The sequence below is a fragment of the Streptomyces sp. NBC_00572 genome, from assembly GCF_026341815.1.
Classification (GTDB): domain Bacteria; phylum Actinomycetota; class Actinomycetes; order Streptomycetales; family Streptomycetaceae; genus Streptomyces.
Map to the genome: position 1 here is coordinate 1 of NZ_JAPENX010000003.1, position 16,366 is coordinate 16,366.

Genomic DNA, 16,366 nt, shown 5'->3' on the forward strand with positions numbered 1-16,366 from the left:
CTAATACTCCAGTGCGGTTTCGTGATCTATCCGCTGGCTTCGTGGGCTGAGCGTCGTCGGTAATGGCTGTGGCGGGCTGTTGCCTGGTGGCGTCTGCGCCAGTTCGACCAGTGCAGCAGTCTGGCTGGGGATACAACTGGTGGGTTGAAGACGGCGGTGAACAGGTGGCGGATCTCCGGAACGGTCAGCGAGATCGGGTTGCTGCCCCGGGTGTGGTGATGTGGGTCGGCTGGCCGGTCGAGGGCTGCATCGGCGGCGACGGTGGCGAGGAAGGCCAGCGCGAGCATGGCGAGCGTGACGTGCCGGTGCCATGAGGTCCAGTTCCTCACCTGGTAGTGGTCCAGGCCGACTTGGCCTTTGGCGGCCTGGAAGCACTCTTCGACGCTCCAGCGGCTGCCGGCCACGCGGACGAGTTCGGCCAGCGGCGCTGCGGTGGGTGACCAGCACAGGTAGAAGGCGAGCTCCCTCGTGGTGGGGTTGCGGCGGATCAGCAGGTGGCGGTGTTCGCCGGTGCCGATATGGATCCAGGCCCAGTCGTAATAGCGCAGGCCCTTCGCGCCGGTGCCGGCGCTTTGCCGGTGCCAGGCAGCCTCGGGCAGGCGGTCGGCGACCGTGTCGGCGCGAATCGGTGTGCGGCCGGAGTTGATCCGCACCCGGATAGAGCAGGCGACGGCCAGAACGTAGCCGGTCCCGCGGGCCTCCAGGGCGGCACGAAGCTGCGGGTCCTGTCCGTATGCCTCGTCGCCGGTCACCCACGGTGCTTCCACCCCGGCGTCCAGTGCAGCGGCGATCATCTCCCAGGCCAGGCGGGGTTTGGTCGCGAACTGCACCTCGTCGGGTATCCCGGCCGCCTGGCGGCGCTCGGGATCGGTGCACCAGGAATGCTCAGGCAGGTAGAGCCGGCGGTCGATCAGCGCCCGCCCCCGGCCGGTGGCGTAGGCGAGAAAGACACCGACCTGGCTGTTCTCAATGCGTCCGGCGGTGCCGGTGTACTGCCGCTGCACGCCCGCCGAGGCCCGGCCCTTCTTCAGGAAGCCGGTCTCGTCGACGATCAGCACGCCACCATCGCCGCCGAGGTGGTCGACGGCGTAAGCGCGGACTTCGTCGCGGACGGAATCAGCGTCCCAGCGGGCGCTTCGCAGCAGACGCCGCATCGGTCCGGGACGTGCGTGACCAGCCTGTTCGGCCAGCCACCAGCAGTTCTTGCGCTCGACGCCGGACAGCAGCCCGAGCAGGTAAGCGCGGGCAGTCGCTCGCGGTTCCACCCGTCGGAACCGGCCCGCGATCCGGGCCATGGCCTGGTCGAACAATGCCCGCCACCGGATCGGGTCTACGCTCTGGCTCGCGGCCACCGCACGATCTTCAGGAGTCCACACAACCCCCGATGATCACGCGGTGGCTGCTCTCGCTCCGGGCCGGGTCCTGGGCAGTGCCGAACTCCTTGCTGCGGTCCGACGGCGGCCCCTGATCGACACAATGAGCACATGGACAGCGAACCTCTGCGGATCCCGCTTGATCAGCTTCGAACGGCCTTCGAGCTGGCACTGCAACACATCGAAGCGTCGGCCGGCAGCGCAGCGGCGCTCGAACACGATTACTTCTGGTCTGTTCCGGGCGACGAACTCTACGACGTCCCCAACGAACCGAAATCGATCACAATCGGGCAGCTCTCCGAGTCATGGCAGCACCTTGAGGACCTCCTCGCCGACCCGAACCGGGCCGTGGGCCACCACCTGGTCTGGCTCGCCGATGTCCTCCGCGCGATCGGACAGGACACCGCCCAATAGCCACCACACGTGCGACATGACGTGGAACTACGAAGTCACACTGGAGTACTAACCGCCAGGTACGTCGGGCAAGCGACTACTTGATCGGAAATTGTCTACACGCCGAGCAAGGAGTGTGCTCGTGAGAAGTGGTGCGACCGTAGGGTCGAGGGCGATCTGCGGAGGTTCAAAGGCTTCATCGAAGAACGCGGGCAAGAAACCGGTGGGTGGCGCGGCCGCATCACCCCGGGCAGACCAAGACCATGAGCCCCACGGGCGGGGAAGCCAAGCGACCATCACGCATCGTCGCCCGCCTCAGTCGCGGGGTCCCATCAACTGGCATCCTAAATATGACCGGAAAGACACTCCCTAGAAGAGGCCCCCGCGCGCCCCTGCCCTGCGGCCGCGTTCATCGGGGGACGTCATGGGAGCGTCGCCGTAGGTGTAGGCGGTTCGGATGTGCCCGTCGCGGGCATGGACGATGACCTGTGCGGGGGTGTGCTCCTTGGCATGCCGACGTGCGGAGTCGATCGCGTCCCTCTGGGTCCGGTGCGGCTCGTGCATCAGCCGGCGGCCCTCCCTGCCCTCGACCTGCCACTTCACACCCGCAGCCGCCGCCCGCTCGCCGGACGGTGCGACGTGGTAGACGGTCCGTTTCGCTGCCATGGCCCTTCTCCTCGCATTTCAAGCGGACTTCCGACGCCGGAGCGTCGCCGGCTTCCACGTAGCCGACTCCGTGGCCGGAGCCTTCTTCCCGCCCGCCTCCTTCGTCGGTCTCGGCATCAGGCTCGGGAGTCGCTCGTGATACGCGCGCAGTGGGTGACCACCGAGGTGAGACTGCCATGAGTGCGCAGGAGCTCGCGCTGGATGCGAGCCCCGTTGCCCCCTTCCAGCAGACCGGCGATGCCTCCGCGGACCCGTTCGTCGTCGCCGCACTCGACCAGGACCTCTCGGACATGGGCGTACAGCGCCTGGACGACCTCCGCCGCCGGCGCCTTTCGCATGGTTCCGGGATGAAGGAGGGGGCCGTCCAGGCCCGATCGACCCGCCAGCCATGCCGCCAGCCGAAGCAGGTCCGTGCTGACGCGGGAGGGCGGATCCCCTCCGCGCCAGGACCTGGCGGCAGTCTCGACGAGGGCGCGGACCAAGGCGGCGAGGAGTACGGGCGTCGACGCTTCGAGGCACACGTCCGCCACTCTGACCTCCACAGTGGGGTAGGTGGCCGACAGCCGGGCGTCGAAGTAGATCATCCCCTCGTCACGCAGGACTCCGGTGTCGAGCATGGCACCGACCTGCTCGTGGTAGCGATCGGCGGAACCGAAGACGTCCATCGGGCCGGCCGAGGGCAGCCTGTTCCACACCCGGCTGCGATAGCTCGCGTACTTGCTGTCCTGCCCCTGCCAGAAAGGCGAGTTCGCGCTCATCGCGGTCAGAACGGAGAGCCAGGGCTGGATCCTGTCCAGTACGGCGACACCTTCCTCGTCCGACTCGACCGATACATGGACGTGGCAGCCGCAGGTGAGTTGTTCCTGCGCGGTCAGGCCGAACTGTTCGCCCAGCCACGCGTATCGCTTGCCCGGTTTCAGCGAGGGCTGGGCGGGCAGCGGCGAGGTGGCGAGGGCTGCCACGAGGGCGCCCGCGGATGCGGCGTGCCGACCGGCCTCGGCGCGGCACCGGGTGACCTCATCCCCGAGTTCACCCATCTCCGTCACCGGTTTGGTGGCGAACTCCACTTGTTCCTTCTGCAGTTCCTTCTCGAGGGCGTGTCCTGGCGCGCCGTCACCTCGCGGCTGCCGACCTACGGACCGGTCCGCAGCCGCGAGGACAGCACCGGCCAGAGCGAGGGGCTCCCCACTGCAGGCATGCACGAGAAGCAGCTCTTCCTCCACACCCACGCTTCTCATTCGGCCACCGCCGTTCGCCCCTTTCCATGAGCGGGAAGACCTGCCGTCTCACATGGGTGCCCCTGATGTGGTCGTGGGCGACAGCTCTTCACCGGCCCATCGTGCTCGACACCCACCGCGGCTCCTCGACCGCGGCTCACACCGTCGGCGGGTCAGCCCTTGAAGACGTCCTTGATCTTCTCCTTGGCCTGGCGGGCGTTCCCCTTCGTCTTCTCGGCACGCCCCTCGGTGGTCATGCGTTCATTGCCCACCGCACGGCCCGCCGTCTCCTTGAGCTTGCCCTTGGCCTGCTCAGCCTTGGCCCGGCCCTTCTCCTTGCTCGACACGAGCGATCACTCCCTGGAAAATAGTGGCAAAACCGTACATATACGTTCTGACCGGCATTCCGACCGGCAAACCTGGGGAAGCTCCCGACGCCTCCCGACGGGGGGAACGGACAGTAACCATGGCCGCCCCTCAGTACCCACCGGATGGTTCCGCTCCGTCGCACAGTCGGCACGGTCCTGTTCTCATCAGACGCAAGTAACGCGGCAGTCCTGGCAGCACAAGGAAGGGAAGGCCACATGCCTCGTGGATCGAGTCCGAAGCGGGAGCAACAGGACGATCCCTTGAGGGCGAGTCCCCGTCGAAGCGCGGAGGCCGGAGATCGGGAAGCGGCGCGGCGGGCCCCACGTGCGACCAACTGTACGAAGAGGCCAAGCGCCGCAACATCTGACCGATCGTCCATGAACAAGTCCGAGCTGAAGAAGTCCCTCGGCCGCTGACCGTTGCACCGGCCCGAGGACATCTCGCACGCGCGCAGTCCGGCCACTGCTGGGGGCGCCGAAACACCCACTCACTGATCACCCGGCTCTGGCCGACACGGCAGCGAGCGGGCTGTCAGCGAGATGAGCCAGCAGATCGGCGGGATCGCGGTACACGGCGGCGGCACCGGCTTCTTCCAGGTCGGCCCGCGGGATTCCGCCGCAGAGCAGGCCCACGGCAGTCACACGAGCGCGGGTGGACGCCTTCATGTCCCACACGGTGTCGCCGACGAACACGGCCCGGTCGGGTGGCACCTGGGCCAGTCGGAGGGCGTGCCGGACGGGCTCCGGTGCGGGTTTGCCTTCCTCGACGTCATCGGACGTACTGGTTTCGGCGATGGCGTCGTCCGCGTCGATGGCTCGGCACAGGGCCGAGAGTTCGCTGTCCTTCGCCGACGTGACGAGGACGACCCGCCAGCCGCTGCCGGCGAGCGTGCGCATCAGGTCGGCGGCCGACGCCAGGGCAGGCAGGCGGTCGAAGAAGGTGGCGTACAGGGTGTGGTGCGCGGCGCTCAGTCGGTCGTCCTGCGCTGGGTCGCGGTCGTCTCCCAGGAGGTGATCGAGCAGGTCCTCGCCGGGCAGGCCGATCGCCCGGTGGACGGAGTGCATCGGTACCTGGTGCCCGGCTTGGCGCAGTGCCTCCCACCATGCCACCACGTGAAGGTAGTTGGTGTCGGCAAGGGTCCCGTCGACATCGAAAAGCGCGGCACGGTCCATGGTTTCCCTCTTCACAGTTCCCGCAGAGCAGGGAGCAGCTCCGCCTGTGCCCAGCGGAGGAAGGGCTCCTGCTGGTCGCCGCCGACTTGGGCGAGGGCGATCTCGGTGAACCCCGCGTCGCGGAACGGACGTACCGCTTCGACGAACGTGTGGACGTCTGCCCCGCAGGGAATGACGTCCGCTACGTCCTGGGGACGTATGTGCGTGCCGGCCTGTTCGAAGCCGGCGGGCCCGGGGAGTTCCGCGTTCACCTGCCAGCCACCAAGGGACCAGCGGAACTGGTCGTGTGCCCGTGCGATCGCCGCGTCGCGGTCGGTGTCGTAGCAGACGGGCAGCTGGCCGATGCGCGGCCCGCCTGCCCCACCGTGCGTGTCGAACGCTTCCAACAGCTCCCGGCGGGGCTCCGTGGCGATCACCAGGTCCCCGTACCGGCCGGCGATTTCGCAGGAGCGTTCCCCGGACACCGCGATGCCGATCGCAGGGGGGTCCTCGGGGAGATCCCAGAGTTTGGCGTTGTCGACGTCAAAGTGAGGGCCGCGGTGGCTGACCGTGTCCCCCGCCAGCAAGGAACGGATGATGCCGACGGCCTCTTCGAGCATCTCCAGACGCACCGGGGCCGCGGGCCAGCCGGCGCCGATGATGTGTTCGTTGAGGTTCTCGCCCGAGCCGAGGCCGAGCCGAAAACGGCCCCCGGACAGCATCTGCATGGTCGCGGCCTTCTGGGCGATCACTGCCGGGTGGTACCGGAAGGTGGGGCAGGTCACGAAGGTCATGAGCGGTAGCGAGGACGTGGCCTGCGCGGCCGCGCCGAGAACACTCCATGCGTACGGTGCATGCCCTTGCGACTCCAGCCAGGGAAAGCTGTGGTCGGACATGACGGAGAAGTCGAAGCCAGCCTTCTCCGCGCCTATCGCGTGGGCGACCAGTTCGCGGGGCCCGGCCTGTTCGGTCATCATCGTGTAACCGAAGTGCGCCATAGACACCATTTTGTTACTTTTCCCCCGGTCTCACGAGTCGACAGCGGCGCCAAGTCACCGACAACCTCTTCCTCTCGCGCACTCCGCAGCCCGCCGCCCCGCGGCCGAGTAGCCCGGATGCGTCGAGCGGCGGACGAGGCGGCCCGGCGCCACAATGGAGCGTGTTCCGACTGGAAGGAGCCCCTCCCGCATCACACGGCGGGCCAGGAATGGGGTCGAGATCCCGGACCTGCGTTCCCTCGCCGACGACGGGATCCTCTCCGCGAACTCAGAGATCCGGAGGTTCATGGTGCCCAGTACGGCTCCGGCCTTCGACCCGCTTCCCAGGCGGCTGATCGCCCTGCCCGGCGTGTACCGCCCGCAGGCCGACACCTGGCTCCTCGCGGAAGCCCTCTCCCATGAACCCATGGGCGCGGACAGCGACATCCTGGACATCGGCACCGGAACAGGTGCTCTCGCCCTGTCCGCGGCACGTACCGGGGCCCGGGTCGAGGCCGTCGACGTCTCGTGGCCCGCGGTCATCACGGCCGGCCTGAACGCCTTCCGGCAGCGACTGCCACTGAGAGTGATGCACGGTGATTTCGAGACCCGAGCCCAGGGCCGGTGCTTCGACGTCGTCCTCACAAACCCGCCTTACGTGCCCTCGGCCCGAGCGCGCCCGCCGTCGCACGGGGCCGCCCGCGCCTGGGACGCCGGCCCCGACGGGCGGGTGGTCATCGACCGCGTCTGCGCGTGCGCGCCGGCCTTGCTGCGCCCCGGCGGGGTCCTGCTGATGGTGCACTCCGGGATGTGCGGTCCACCGGCCACTCTTGCCCGTCTGGAAGCGGGCGGGCTGTCCGCCGGGGTGACCGCACGGACCTCCGTCCCATGGGGGCCGGTACTGCGTGCGCGGCGGACCTGGCTGCGGAGGCAGGGCCTGGCGTGCGATGGCAACGAGCGCGAGGAGCTGGTGATCATCCGTGCCGAGCACCCCTGACGGCGTGACGCAGGCGGCCACCTCTACGACGGTCCGGCCCCCACCCGGACCCGCACGCCGGGTGGCCATCGACCCGCAGGGCCCGATCCTGGTCGAGGGCCCGGTGGAATTCGTGCTGGACGACGGGACCCTCGCCCGATCCGATCGGTTCATGGTCGCGCTGTGCACGTGTCGCCGCAGCCGCGCGTATCCCTGGTGCGACACCAGCCACCGCCGCCGGGAACGAGCTGTAGCACCCTCCGAGGGCAGGAGCCTCACATGACCCCGTCCAGCACGAGCGTCACGGAATCCGGCCCCCGCCTCGTCGCAGCGCGGGGTGACCTGTCGGGCGCCGTGGAGAGGGCCCTGCGGAGCGACCGGCCACCCGCGTACACCGAGGCCAGCATCCGAAGGGCGGACCCCTGGGGAGAGGACCTCCAGCTCGCGCTGTACCTGCTGTACGAACTCCACTACCGAGGCTTCGAGGGCGTCGACGACGCACGCGAATGGGACCCGGACCTGCTGCGTCTGCGACGGGAGACGGAAACCCTGTTCCTCCACGCGCTGCGCATCGCACTCCCCGATGCGCCCCGGACCGTCGAGGAGACCTTCGCCCCGCTCCTCGTCGAACAGCTGAATCCGGCCGACAGCGTCAGCCACCATCTGGAAACCAAGGGCGAGCTGTGGCAGTTGCGCGAGTACGCAGCCCTACGCTCCCTTTACCACCTCAAAGAGGCGGACCCGCACGCCTGGGTCATCCCGCGGCTGACCGGCCGGGCCAAGGCCGCGATGGTGGCCGTCGAGTACGACGAATTCGGCGCCGGGCACCCCGAACGCATTCACGCACGGCTCTTCGCGGACCTCATGACCGACCTCGACCTCGACCCGGCCTACGGCCACTACCTGGACCACGCTCCTGCCCCGCTGCTCGCCACCGTCAACCTCATGTCCCTCTTCGGACTGCACCGATCCCTGCGCGGCGCGCTGGTCGGCCACTTCGCCTGCGTCGAGGTCACCTCCCCGCCCGGCTCCCGAAGGCTCGCCAATGCCATGCGCCGCTGCGGCGCGGGGCCCGCCGCCGAGCACTTCTACGCAGAGCACCTCGAAGCCGACGCCGTCCACGAGCAGGTCGTACGGCGTGAGGTCATCGGCGGCCTCCTCGCCGACGAACCCGGACTAGAGCCGGACATCGCCTTCGGGTGCGCTGCCACCGTCCTGCTCGAGAACGAACTCGGCGCCCATGTTCGCGCAGCGTGGTCGGCAGGGCGCTCCGCGCTCCGTAGCCCCCTGCCCCCGACCCCACCCCCACCCCCGGACCCGGACCCGGACCCGGACCCGAGGAGCTGACCGTGACCGGCCTCGACGGCTTCACCGACGTGCTCGACTACCCGATGTACGTCGTCACGGCGGCGGCCGACGGCGAGCAGGGTGGCTGCCTGGTGGGCTTCGCGTCACAGTGCTCGATCGACCCACCCCGTTTCATGGTGTGGATCTCCACCGCCAACCGCACCTATCGCATCGCTCGCTGCGCCTCCCACCTCGCCGTACACGCGCTGCGCCGCGACCAGACGCAGGTCGCCGAGCTGTTCGGCAGACGGACCGGCGACGACATCGACAAGTTCGGCAGGGTGGCCTGGCGGCCGGGAGAAGGCGGAGCGCCGGTACTGGAGGACTCCTGCGCCTGGCTCGTGGGCCGAGTTCGGGAACGCGTCGACGGAGGAGACCACGTCGGCTTCCTGCTCGCACCTGTCACGCAGAGCCCACCCGGCCCTGCAAGGCCGCCACTCCTCCGGTTCAGTGACGTCGCGGACCTCTCGCCAGGGCACCCGGCCTCAGATCACGGGACAGATCCTCCCTGCTCAAGCTCCGTTCCCGGAGGCCATGAGCGGAGGGGACGCCTACTCTGATATGGAAGCAACCAGCAGAATCGGAGGACACCATGATCGTCCTCGGCGTCATCCTCTGGATCCTCGGCGCGGTCGGTCACCAGGTCGGCGGGCGTCGGCACTACTGGTAGAGAGTCAGAACAGCCTCAATGCGACCGGGGAAAGCGCCGAACCCGGCATGTTCAAACGACTCCGGCAGTGAGAGTTCTGCACGTTCACTCTGCCCACCGTCGTCGGTGAGATGAAGCGCTTCTTTGGCCGACGCATCGGCCTCTCCCAGGCACGTCTCACGCCTCTTCGCTCGCATCCTCAGCGAGCTGCGCGCGAGCCGGATGTTCGGCGGCCGTCTCACCACGTGGGCGGAGTGCCTTGGCGCGCCGAGTGCCGCACCCGGAGGGAGTCCCATGGGCGCACCTCACGACTTCGGTCCACGGAGGCCCTCGCCCGACGAGCCGGGGCGCCCTCTGGACGCATCTGAGCGCTCGGATTACGAGCGTCTTCGCAAGGACGCCGACCTCCGTCACCGCAGGCTGCGCATGGTGGTCGCCTCCGGGCTTCTCGTCCTGGCCGTACTGCTGGCTCCCGTCGCCGTGGTGGCAGCATGGACGAGCTCGCAGATCAACGACGTCGACCGCTACGAACAGACGGTCGCGCCGCTGGCCCGCGATCCGGCCGTCCAGGACGTCGTCATCGACCGTGTGACCGACGGAGTGGTCGCGCGCGTCGACGTCCGCAAGATCACCGACGCCCTCGCCGACATCCTGGCCGACCGCGACGCACCCCCCTTCCTGGTCGACGCGGCCAGATCGATGGACGAACAACTCAAGAGCGGCCTGACGACCGGCGTGCGGTACGTGGTGAAGAAGGTGGTCACCAGCGACGCCTTCGCCGAGGCCTGGGACAGAGTCAACCGGGGCGCCCACACCGCCGCGACGAACGTCCTGACCGGCGACGGCGGTGGCGCGATCGAGGTCAAGGGAGAGGCCCTCGTGCTGAACGTGGGGGTCGTGGTGGAGGAGATGCAGAAGCAGTTCGTCGGCACGACGATCGTCGATGCGGATCAGATTCCCGGGGCCGACACATCGATCGTGCTGACAAGGAACGACCAGCTGGGTGAGGTTCGGAACGCGGCCCGCTGGCTCGGTGTGCTCGGTCCCTGGCTGCCCGCGACAGTCGTTGTTCTTGCGGGCCTCGGGGTCTGGGCAGCGCCTCGGCGCCGCAAAGCGGTGATGGCCCTGGGGGTCGGCATCGGCGTGATGATGTGCGCGCTGCTTGTGGTGCTCTCCGTCCTGCGCCAGGTGTACCTGGACGCGGTGGCCCCGGTCGCGAAGTCGCAAGAGGCCGCGGCGGATGTCTATGACACCCTCGTGAGGTTCCTGCGGCAGTCGACGGTGGCGACGCTCGTGATCGCGCTGATCGCCGTGATCACGGCCTATCTGTACGGGCCTGGCCGCGGAGCCGACGCCGTCCGCTCGGCCACCGGCCGGGGCGTCGACGCCGCCGGTCACGCGCTGGCCCGCACCGGGTGGGACAGCGGCCGGGCCGGCGACTGGCTGCGCGCGCACCGCCCCTTGACCACAGCCACCGTGATCGCGGCGGGAACTCTCGCCCTCGTCCTTTGGAGCTACCCCACGCCTGTGGTCGTCGTCCTCGTGCTCCTGTGCGCCGTGCTCGTCCTGGTGCTCCTCGGTGTCCTGTCGGCCGCCACGAACGATGTGGGGGATTCCTGAGCTGCGCGAAGCGATGCTTGACGCGCCCCGACGACGGGGAACCCCCGCCGTCGCCGCAGCCCAAGAAAAAGGGGGCCTCCTTCTCCGCGCAGCCGCGGGGCGCTTCGCCCGGGTCGAAAGGCAGCGGACCCGGATAGGGGCCCGGTCGTTCGGGGGAGGGGGAGGAGACGCCAGCAGCGCCCGGTCCCGGTTGGTCCTCAGCGCGGCGAACAGGTCGTTGAACCGCCCGTCCGGAATCCGCCGCGGTTGCCGCCGGGGCACTGAAGGCCGGTACTGGCCCGTGCGACCGGTCGGCCCGCCAGAGGCGCGTCGCCCCTTCGGGAAGGGGTTGATCAGCGGTCCGACGCCTTCACTCAGATGGAAGTCGTAGAAGGTGCGCAGCACCCTCTCGCAGTGCGCCCGCGTCGACGCCGTGTACTGCAGCCCAGGCGTCGCCCGGCCAGTCACCGGATTCGGCAAGGCGGCCGGCCCCAGTCGCGCCGCCGGAGCGACAGCACCGCCACGGCGGTACCGCCAATGAACCCGCGCGGGCTTTCTCGCCATCTACATCCATCGCACGAAGTCCCGGGCATCCCCTCACCCCGCCCGGTCCCATTCCACCTCCCATGCGGACAGCCACCGCCACCACCGCAAGAGCTCCATCCCGTACGAGCGGATCGTGGACGCCGGTCGTCAGGCCTGCAGCTCGGCAAAGAACAACTCCGTCGGCTCCACCACCGCACCATCTGCTGATCGGTCGCCGGCTCGGCCGCGCCGTGCACCCCCGCCGGCGGCACTGGTGGCACCGCTTCACCAAGCGACCGACAGCTGCTGGCTAGCGACGGGCTGGGCAGGCCCCGTTGGCTGCGGCATGGCCCTCGAGTGAACCGCATCGAACGGCCATGTGGGCGTCCGGGGTAGATCGGAGACAGCCATGTGGGGCGTGCCGCCGCGTACAGCCGGGTCTTGGCGAAGCCGCCGGTCAGGGCGGTGGCCATCAGCCTGGTGCGGGCGAAGTGCCCGCCGTGGCGATGCGCACGTCGAGCAGCCCATCGGCAAGGTCGTGGCGGCGCACGGGTGCCACTCCCATGCTGCAGTATGCGCTGTTGCCTGCGAACAGCAGCCACATCGAGTGCCGTTTTCACAGCTCGCCAGGGCAAGGCGGTGACGTCCTGGGCCGGTGCGGCACTCGCATGGGTGAGCCTGACCGACAGCGAGTCGGGCAAGGGCACATGATGCGATGGCTTGTAACTGCCGAACGTGTCCTTGGCCGCCATGGCGTCAGAGGGTGGTGAGCATCCCCTCGCGAAGGCGGGCCAGGGTGCGGGACAGGAGGCGGGAGACGTGCATCTGGGAGACGCCGAGGCGTTCGCCGATCTGCGACTGGGTGAGTTCCTCGACGAACCTCAGGTGCAGGATGCGCCGGTCGCGCTCGTTGAGTTCTGCGATGAGCGGGGCGAGAGCATGGAAGTTCTCCACGAGCTCCATGGCGGGGTCTTCCTCGCCGATGAAGCCGGCCAGGGGCGCTTCACCGTCGTCGGCGTCACCGTGGACAGCGGCGTCGATGGAGGTGGAGTTGTAGCCGTTCGAGGCCAGGCGGGCTTCGATGACCTCTTCCTCGGTGAGGTCCATGAGCGCGGCCAGTTCGCTGACCTTGGGTGCGCGGCCGAGGCGGGTGCCGAGTTCCTCGGTGGCCTTCGCGAGGTCGACGCGGGCCTCCTGGAGGCGGGCGGAACGTGGACGGCCCAAGAAGTGTCATGGAAGAACCGTTTGATCTCGCCGACGATGTAAGGCACGGCGAACGTGGCGAACTGAACCTCGCGGGAGAGGTCGAAGCGGTCGATTGCCTTGATCAGGCCGATCGTGCCGACCTGGATGATGTCCTCCATGTCGTCGCTGCGGTGGCGGAACCGTCCGGCGGCCTAGCGGACCAGCGTCATGTTCATTTCGACGAGGGTGTTGCGTGCGTACTGGTACTCGGGCGTGCCCTCCTCCAGTACGGCGAGCCTTGCGAAGAACTGCCTCGACAGGTCGCGGGCGTCCTTCGGCGCGACACCCTGCGGAGCGGCAATTGCCGGTAGTTCCGCGATGCCGGTCTCCGTGGATGTCCCGGTAGCCGTCGTCATGCTGTCCCTCCCCTTTGTCCGCCGGCCCTCTGCCGTCCCCCGCCAGGCCGGTGCACCGCACATACCCCCGAGCTGGTGCCTCATGCGCCCGTCTTGCATACGGCGGGTGATGCCGCCACCTGGCTGACTGCGATATGCGTGTCGCGAAGGAGCGTCCGCGCATGACAGGTGCCAACTCAAGTTCGGCTCGGCGTTACAGGATCCGCTTTGAGGGCAAGTGCGCATCTCGGACAGAGGCCACCATGCATGGAGGGCTTATGCTGATCCACCCCACGGGACCGGACACTGGGATGTCGGACCGAGTTTTCATCGACAAGCGGCCGGAATCCGTCGCGCACGCACCGAGACTTCGCCCGCGCCTTCCTGGGCAAGCTCCGCCCGGCTGCGGATCCCCAGGATGCCGCCAGCTAGCCAAATCCGTCACCGTAACCACGGGACCCAGAGGTAAGACCATCCGCGCAGTGCTGCCACGACAGCCGTGGCCCGCGTCTCCGGGCCGGTGGATGACTACGCGGTGCGCTTCGCGGCAGCGTGCCCCACCGAGGGGCCAGTCGACCCAAGGCGGACCGCCTTTGGCACGAGCGTGCTCGGGCGGGGCACAAGAATCCAATGGCCGACCTATCTCAGCTGCTGAAACAGACGATGCGCTGCCGCCACCTGACGCCGCAGGCGATCGCGAACAAGACCGGCATCCGCACCCCGCGCATTCGGGCCTTCGCCGAGGACGGCGCGGAGGGGCCCATCCGGCCGACCGAGGAGGAGCTAGCCGAACTTGCCGGCGCCCTCGCTCTGCCGCTAGCGGAGGTCAAGGCCGCCGCCCGGCCCACTGCCGCGGTAGCTGCCCCCTGACCTGCGCCGATGCGACGCCTATGTGATAGCCACTGTGGTCGTCTCGTCATCGAAATACACATGCTCGACGCGCGACCGCCCTCTTCCCCGGAGGGAGACGCGGTGCGTTCCATTCCCGTTCACCAACCCGTGCCTGTCGTATCCGACGGCTCAAGTGACTGAGCGCAGGAGGAGGGCAAGCGCCCTGCGCCGGCGGGGCTTCCGCCCCCACGACCGGCTGGCGCCTTCACGCACCGGGAGTCACCGCGGGAGGCAACTGACGACGCCGGGTAGGGCATGCTGCTCGGCATCGCCCATCGTCCCCAGCGCCGCTCTTGACGCAGATCGGGGCCGCGCAGCTGTGGCCGCGCGGCCCCGATCACCACATGCCGCAGATCCCACCGCCGCCCGCGCAACGCCCGGTGCCCGCTGCTCGGGTAGTGGCCGCACGAAGCAGCCGTACACTCCGGTCGCGGTGCCCGCGGTTCCGCGGGCGGGGTGGGGAAGGTCAGGCCGGGTTGATGTTCTCGGCCTGGGGGCCCTTCTGGCCCTGGGTGACGTCGAACGTCACGGTCTGGCCCTCCTGGAGCTCACGGAAGCCCGTGGAGTTGATCGCCGAGTAGTGGGCGAAGACGTCCGGGCCTCCACCGTCCTGGGCGATGAAGCCGAAGCCCTTCTCCGCGTTGAACCACTTCACAGTTCCCGTAGCCATGTCTCATGCCTTCCAGTCGATGAACGCCTCCCGCACCATGCGGAAGGCAGAGGTGATCGCCCTGGTCCCTGCGGCACTGCACAGCAAAAAACCCACGCCGAAGGCATGGGCAAGGGGAACTTCCGAACCACGACAGCTAACCGGGACGCTACACGTCAGTACACCCTGTCACCAGAGGAAACGCCTGTATGTATGCGCGGGATGGGCCGGTATCCGACGGGCTCGCACCGTCTCAGTCCGCGGGCGCCGGCCCGGATGATCCGGCGGCGCGGCGGTACTCGGCGTTGATGCGCTGCGCTTCTTCGAGCTGGTCTTCGAGGATGATGATGCGGCACGCGGCCTCGATGGGGGTGCCCTGGTCGACGAGTTCCCGGGCGCGGGCGGCGATGCGCAGCTGGTAGCGGGAGTAGCGGCGGTGGCCGCCCTCGGAGCGCAGGGGTGTGATGAGGCGGGCTTCTCCGATGGCGCGGAGGAAACCCTGGGTGGTGCCGAGCATTTCGGCGGCCCTGCCCATCGTGAAGGCGGGGTAGTCGTCGTCGTCGAGACGACCGCACGAGTCGTCTGCTGTCATTGCACCTCTCTCGTGGAACGCGTTGAGGGGCCCTGGTGCCGTACGGCACCAGGGCCCCGAAGGAACTTCTACACCACCTGCCGGCCCTGATACTGCGCCGGCGTTCTGTGTCCGCGTACCCGACCTGGCTGCTGTCGGGGGTGCGGGGATCGCGGTTGCTTGACCGGAGACCACCTCGTTATCGATGTCCTGCGGTACCCGGGCTCAAGTCTTCCGCCCGGGCGATCCTGATGGCGCGGGTTCCTCCGTTCTTCCTCGGTGATCAACTACTCACTACGGGATACTGCGTACTGCGGGTACTGATCCACTGCGGGTACTGCTGGTGATGCGAGCTGCTCAGTGGCCTGTGACAGCGCCACCCTTCGGCAGCCAGCCCCGTTGCCCGTCCTGCGTCTTCTCTGGCTCAGAACCCCACTGCCGAACTTCCCGGTGCGCGCGTCCGCAGCCGACGCCTTCACCAGGGGTACTGCTCGCTCTCCACTGCTGGGTGCTGCGCACTGCACTCACGGGTACCGCACCTGCCATGACCGCGGTCCCGCTCACGGCGGCCCCTGATCACTGCGGGCCACCCGGTCCGGCCGTCAGTCCCGTCGCCGTCCTGCAACAACCTGGCTTCGAAACTCCACCGCCGCACCGTCCTGCTCACTGCAACTACCTGTACTGCTGGTACTGCTTGCCGGCAGTTCGTCTCTGCCAGGCCCTGCTGTCTCTCTGGGCTACGAGAGAAACCATAACCACGCCACCACCCAATGTCTACTGCGGCCGACACAGATTTCCGTGTGTCCGGTAGACAGGTAATCGACCTCAAACAGTGACGCGAAGGGTCGCGGAGCGGTCTCTGGCAGTCCCGTGGGATGCCTCGATGCTCACGCGGCGTATTTCTGACGGGAAAGCGGTGACGGCCCTTCTCGCCCGGTGGCACGACCGGTTGACGGGACGGGACGGCCCGTGAATAGGATCGGCTCTCATGCCGAAGCATGACGAGCTGCTCGTTGACGTCGCCACGTTGGTGGAGTCCGGGCAGAGCAATCAGATGTCCTTGACGGTGGTCACCGGTGGAGCTGTCATCACCGGTCGGCTGGCGCCCGAAGCGGTGTGGAGGCAGCGGGTCTCGGAGGTCCTGGCGGACTCCGCCCGCCTGGGAGGGTTCTCCGCCGCCTTCACCGCTACGACACGGAGGGACGGGCCGCCCGCCTATCTGCACTTCCACATGGCGCGGATCCTTCAGGGCACGGTGGGGATCCCGGAGACGGGGGGAATGTACCGCGTCTCGATCGCGGACGTCAGCGCCTGGACCATGGGCGACTTCAGCTACTCCGATCACTGACCCCGCGCCGCGTCACGGACCACATGCCAACTACCAGCACGCGCTCGAAGTCCGTGAGAGGCCCTCAGATCCCACCTGAGGCCCC

The 16,366-nt window shown here is 68.5% G+C and carries 16 protein-coding genes and 2 pseudogenes; 9 read left to right on the plus strand and 9 right to left on the minus strand.

Annotation, left to right across the window (positions count from 1 at the left end; genetic code table 11):
• Positions 1–26: 26 nt before the first annotated feature.
• Positions 27–1,295: an IS701 family transposase gene (locus OG514_RS36660; protein WP_266903063.1), complete on the minus strand. Its 1,269-nt coding sequence runs from the start codon at positions 1,293–1,295 to the stop codon at positions 27–29.
• A 189-nt stretch (positions 1,296–1,484) separates the two neighbouring features.
• Here OG514_RS36660 and OG514_RS36665 point away from each other — a divergent pair, with 189 nt between their 5' ends.
• Positions 1,485–1,787, plus strand: a complete 303-nt coding sequence (locus OG514_RS36665) for a hypothetical protein (protein ID WP_266902345.1) — start codon at positions 1,485–1,487, stop codon at positions 1,785–1,787.
• Between the two features lie 135 nt (positions 1,788–1,922).
• Positions 1,923–2,033: pseudogene (locus tag OG514_RS36670) on the plus strand (cyclase); the annotation flags it as partial.
• Positions 2,034–2,135: 102 nt separating this feature from the next.
• Here OG514_RS36670 and OG514_RS36675 read toward each other — a convergent pair.
• From OG514_RS36675 to OG514_RS36695, 5 genes are all read right to left on the minus strand, one after another.
• Positions 2,136–2,432: a DUF2188 domain-containing protein gene (locus OG514_RS36675; RefSeq protein ID WP_266902347.1), complete on the minus strand. Its 297-nt coding sequence runs from the start codon at positions 2,430–2,432 to the stop codon at positions 2,136–2,138.
• A gap of 116 nt (positions 2,433–2,548) precedes the next feature.
• A complete protein-coding gene (locus tag OG514_RS36680) occupies positions 2,549–3,670 on the minus strand; it encodes a glutamate--cysteine ligase (protein WP_266902349.1) in 1,122 nt (373 codons plus the stop codon).
• A gap of 152 nt (positions 3,671–3,822) precedes the next feature.
• Positions 3,823–3,996 carry a CsbD family protein gene (locus OG514_RS36685; protein ID WP_266902351.1) on the minus strand — a complete coding sequence of 58 codons (174 nt, stop codon included), beginning with the start codon at positions 3,994–3,996 and terminating at the stop codon, positions 3,823–3,825.
• Between the two features lie 516 nt (positions 3,997–4,512).
• Positions 4,513–5,190: an HAD family hydrolase gene (locus tag OG514_RS36690; RefSeq protein WP_266902353.1), complete on the minus strand. Its 678-nt coding sequence runs from the start codon at positions 5,188–5,190 to the stop codon at positions 4,513–4,515.
• Positions 5,191–5,201: 11 nt separating this feature from the next.
• Complete coding sequence (locus OG514_RS36695) at positions 5,202–6,167, minus strand: TIGR03557 family F420-dependent LLM class oxidoreductase (RefSeq protein ID WP_266902355.1); 966 nt, start codon at positions 6,165–6,167, stop codon at positions 5,202–5,204.
• Positions 6,168–6,453: 286 nt separating this feature from the next.
• On the opposite strand from OG514_RS36695, the gene OG514_RS36700 reads away from it, so the two are divergent.
• From OG514_RS36700 to OG514_RS36725, 5 genes are all read left to right on the plus strand, one after another.
• Positions 6,454–7,143 (plus strand): HemK2/MTQ2 family protein methyltransferase, encoded by a 690-nt coding sequence (locus OG514_RS36700; RefSeq protein WP_266902357.1) that lies wholly within the window; start codon positions 6,454–6,456, stop codon positions 7,141–7,143.
• Between the two features lie 61 nt (positions 7,144–7,204).
• The gene (locus OG514_RS36705) at positions 7,205–7,405 is read left to right on the plus strand and encodes a CDGSH iron-sulfur domain-containing protein (RefSeq protein ID WP_266903065.1); all 201 of its coding nucleotides are present in this window, start codon (positions 7,205–7,207) and stop codon (positions 7,403–7,405) included.
• The gene (locus tag OG514_RS36710) at positions 7,402–8,469 is read left to right on the plus strand and encodes an iron-containing redox enzyme family protein (protein ID WP_266902359.1); all 1,068 of its coding nucleotides are present in this window, start codon (positions 7,402–7,404) and stop codon (positions 8,467–8,469) included. Before OG514_RS36705 ends, OG514_RS36710 begins: the two co-directional genes overlap by 4 nt.
• A 2-nt stretch (positions 8,470–8,471) precedes the next feature.
• A complete protein-coding gene (locus OG514_RS36715) occupies positions 8,472–9,029 on the plus strand; it encodes a flavin reductase family protein (protein ID WP_266902361.1) in 558 nt (185 codons plus the stop codon).
• 383 nt (positions 9,030–9,412) lie between these two features.
• Positions 9,413–10,738: a hypothetical protein gene (locus tag OG514_RS36725; RefSeq protein WP_266902363.1), complete on the plus strand. Its 1,326-nt coding sequence runs from the start codon at positions 9,413–9,415 to the stop codon at positions 10,736–10,738.
• A gap of 1,260 nt (positions 10,739–11,998) precedes the next feature.
• On the opposite strand, the pseudogene OG514_RS36730 reads toward OG514_RS36725, so the two are convergent.
• A pseudogene (locus OG514_RS36730) lies at positions 11,999–12,843 on the minus strand (RNA polymerase sigma factor SigF).
• 609 nt (positions 12,844–13,452) lie between these two features.
• Here OG514_RS36730 and OG514_RS36735 point away from each other — a divergent pair.
• Positions 13,453–13,692: an XRE family transcriptional regulator gene (locus OG514_RS36735; RefSeq protein ID WP_266902365.1), complete on the plus strand. Its 240-nt coding sequence runs from the start codon at positions 13,453–13,455 to the stop codon at positions 13,690–13,692.
• Between the two features lie 487 nt (positions 13,693–14,179).
• Here OG514_RS36735 and OG514_RS36740 read toward each other — a convergent pair whose 3' ends face one another.
• Together OG514_RS36740 and OG514_RS36745 are read right to left on the minus strand one after the other, a co-directional pair.
• Positions 14,180–14,383, minus strand: a complete 204-nt coding sequence (locus OG514_RS36740) for a cold-shock protein (protein WP_266902367.1) — start codon at positions 14,381–14,383, stop codon at positions 14,180–14,182.
• Positions 14,384–14,615: 232 nt separating this feature from the next.
• On the minus strand, positions 14,616–14,954 hold the full coding sequence (locus tag OG514_RS36745) for a MerR family transcriptional regulator (protein ID WP_266902369.1): 339 nt from the start codon (positions 14,952–14,954) through the stop codon (positions 14,616–14,618).
• Positions 14,955–15,921: 967 nt separating this feature from the next.
• Between OG514_RS36745 and OG514_RS36750 the strand changes: the two genes are divergently transcribed.
• Positions 15,922–16,281 carry a hypothetical protein gene (locus OG514_RS36750; RefSeq protein ID WP_266902371.1) on the plus strand — a complete coding sequence of 120 codons (360 nt, stop codon included), beginning with the start codon at positions 15,922–15,924 and terminating at the stop codon, positions 16,279–16,281.
• The last annotated feature ends 85 nt before the right edge of the window (positions 16,282–16,366 follow it).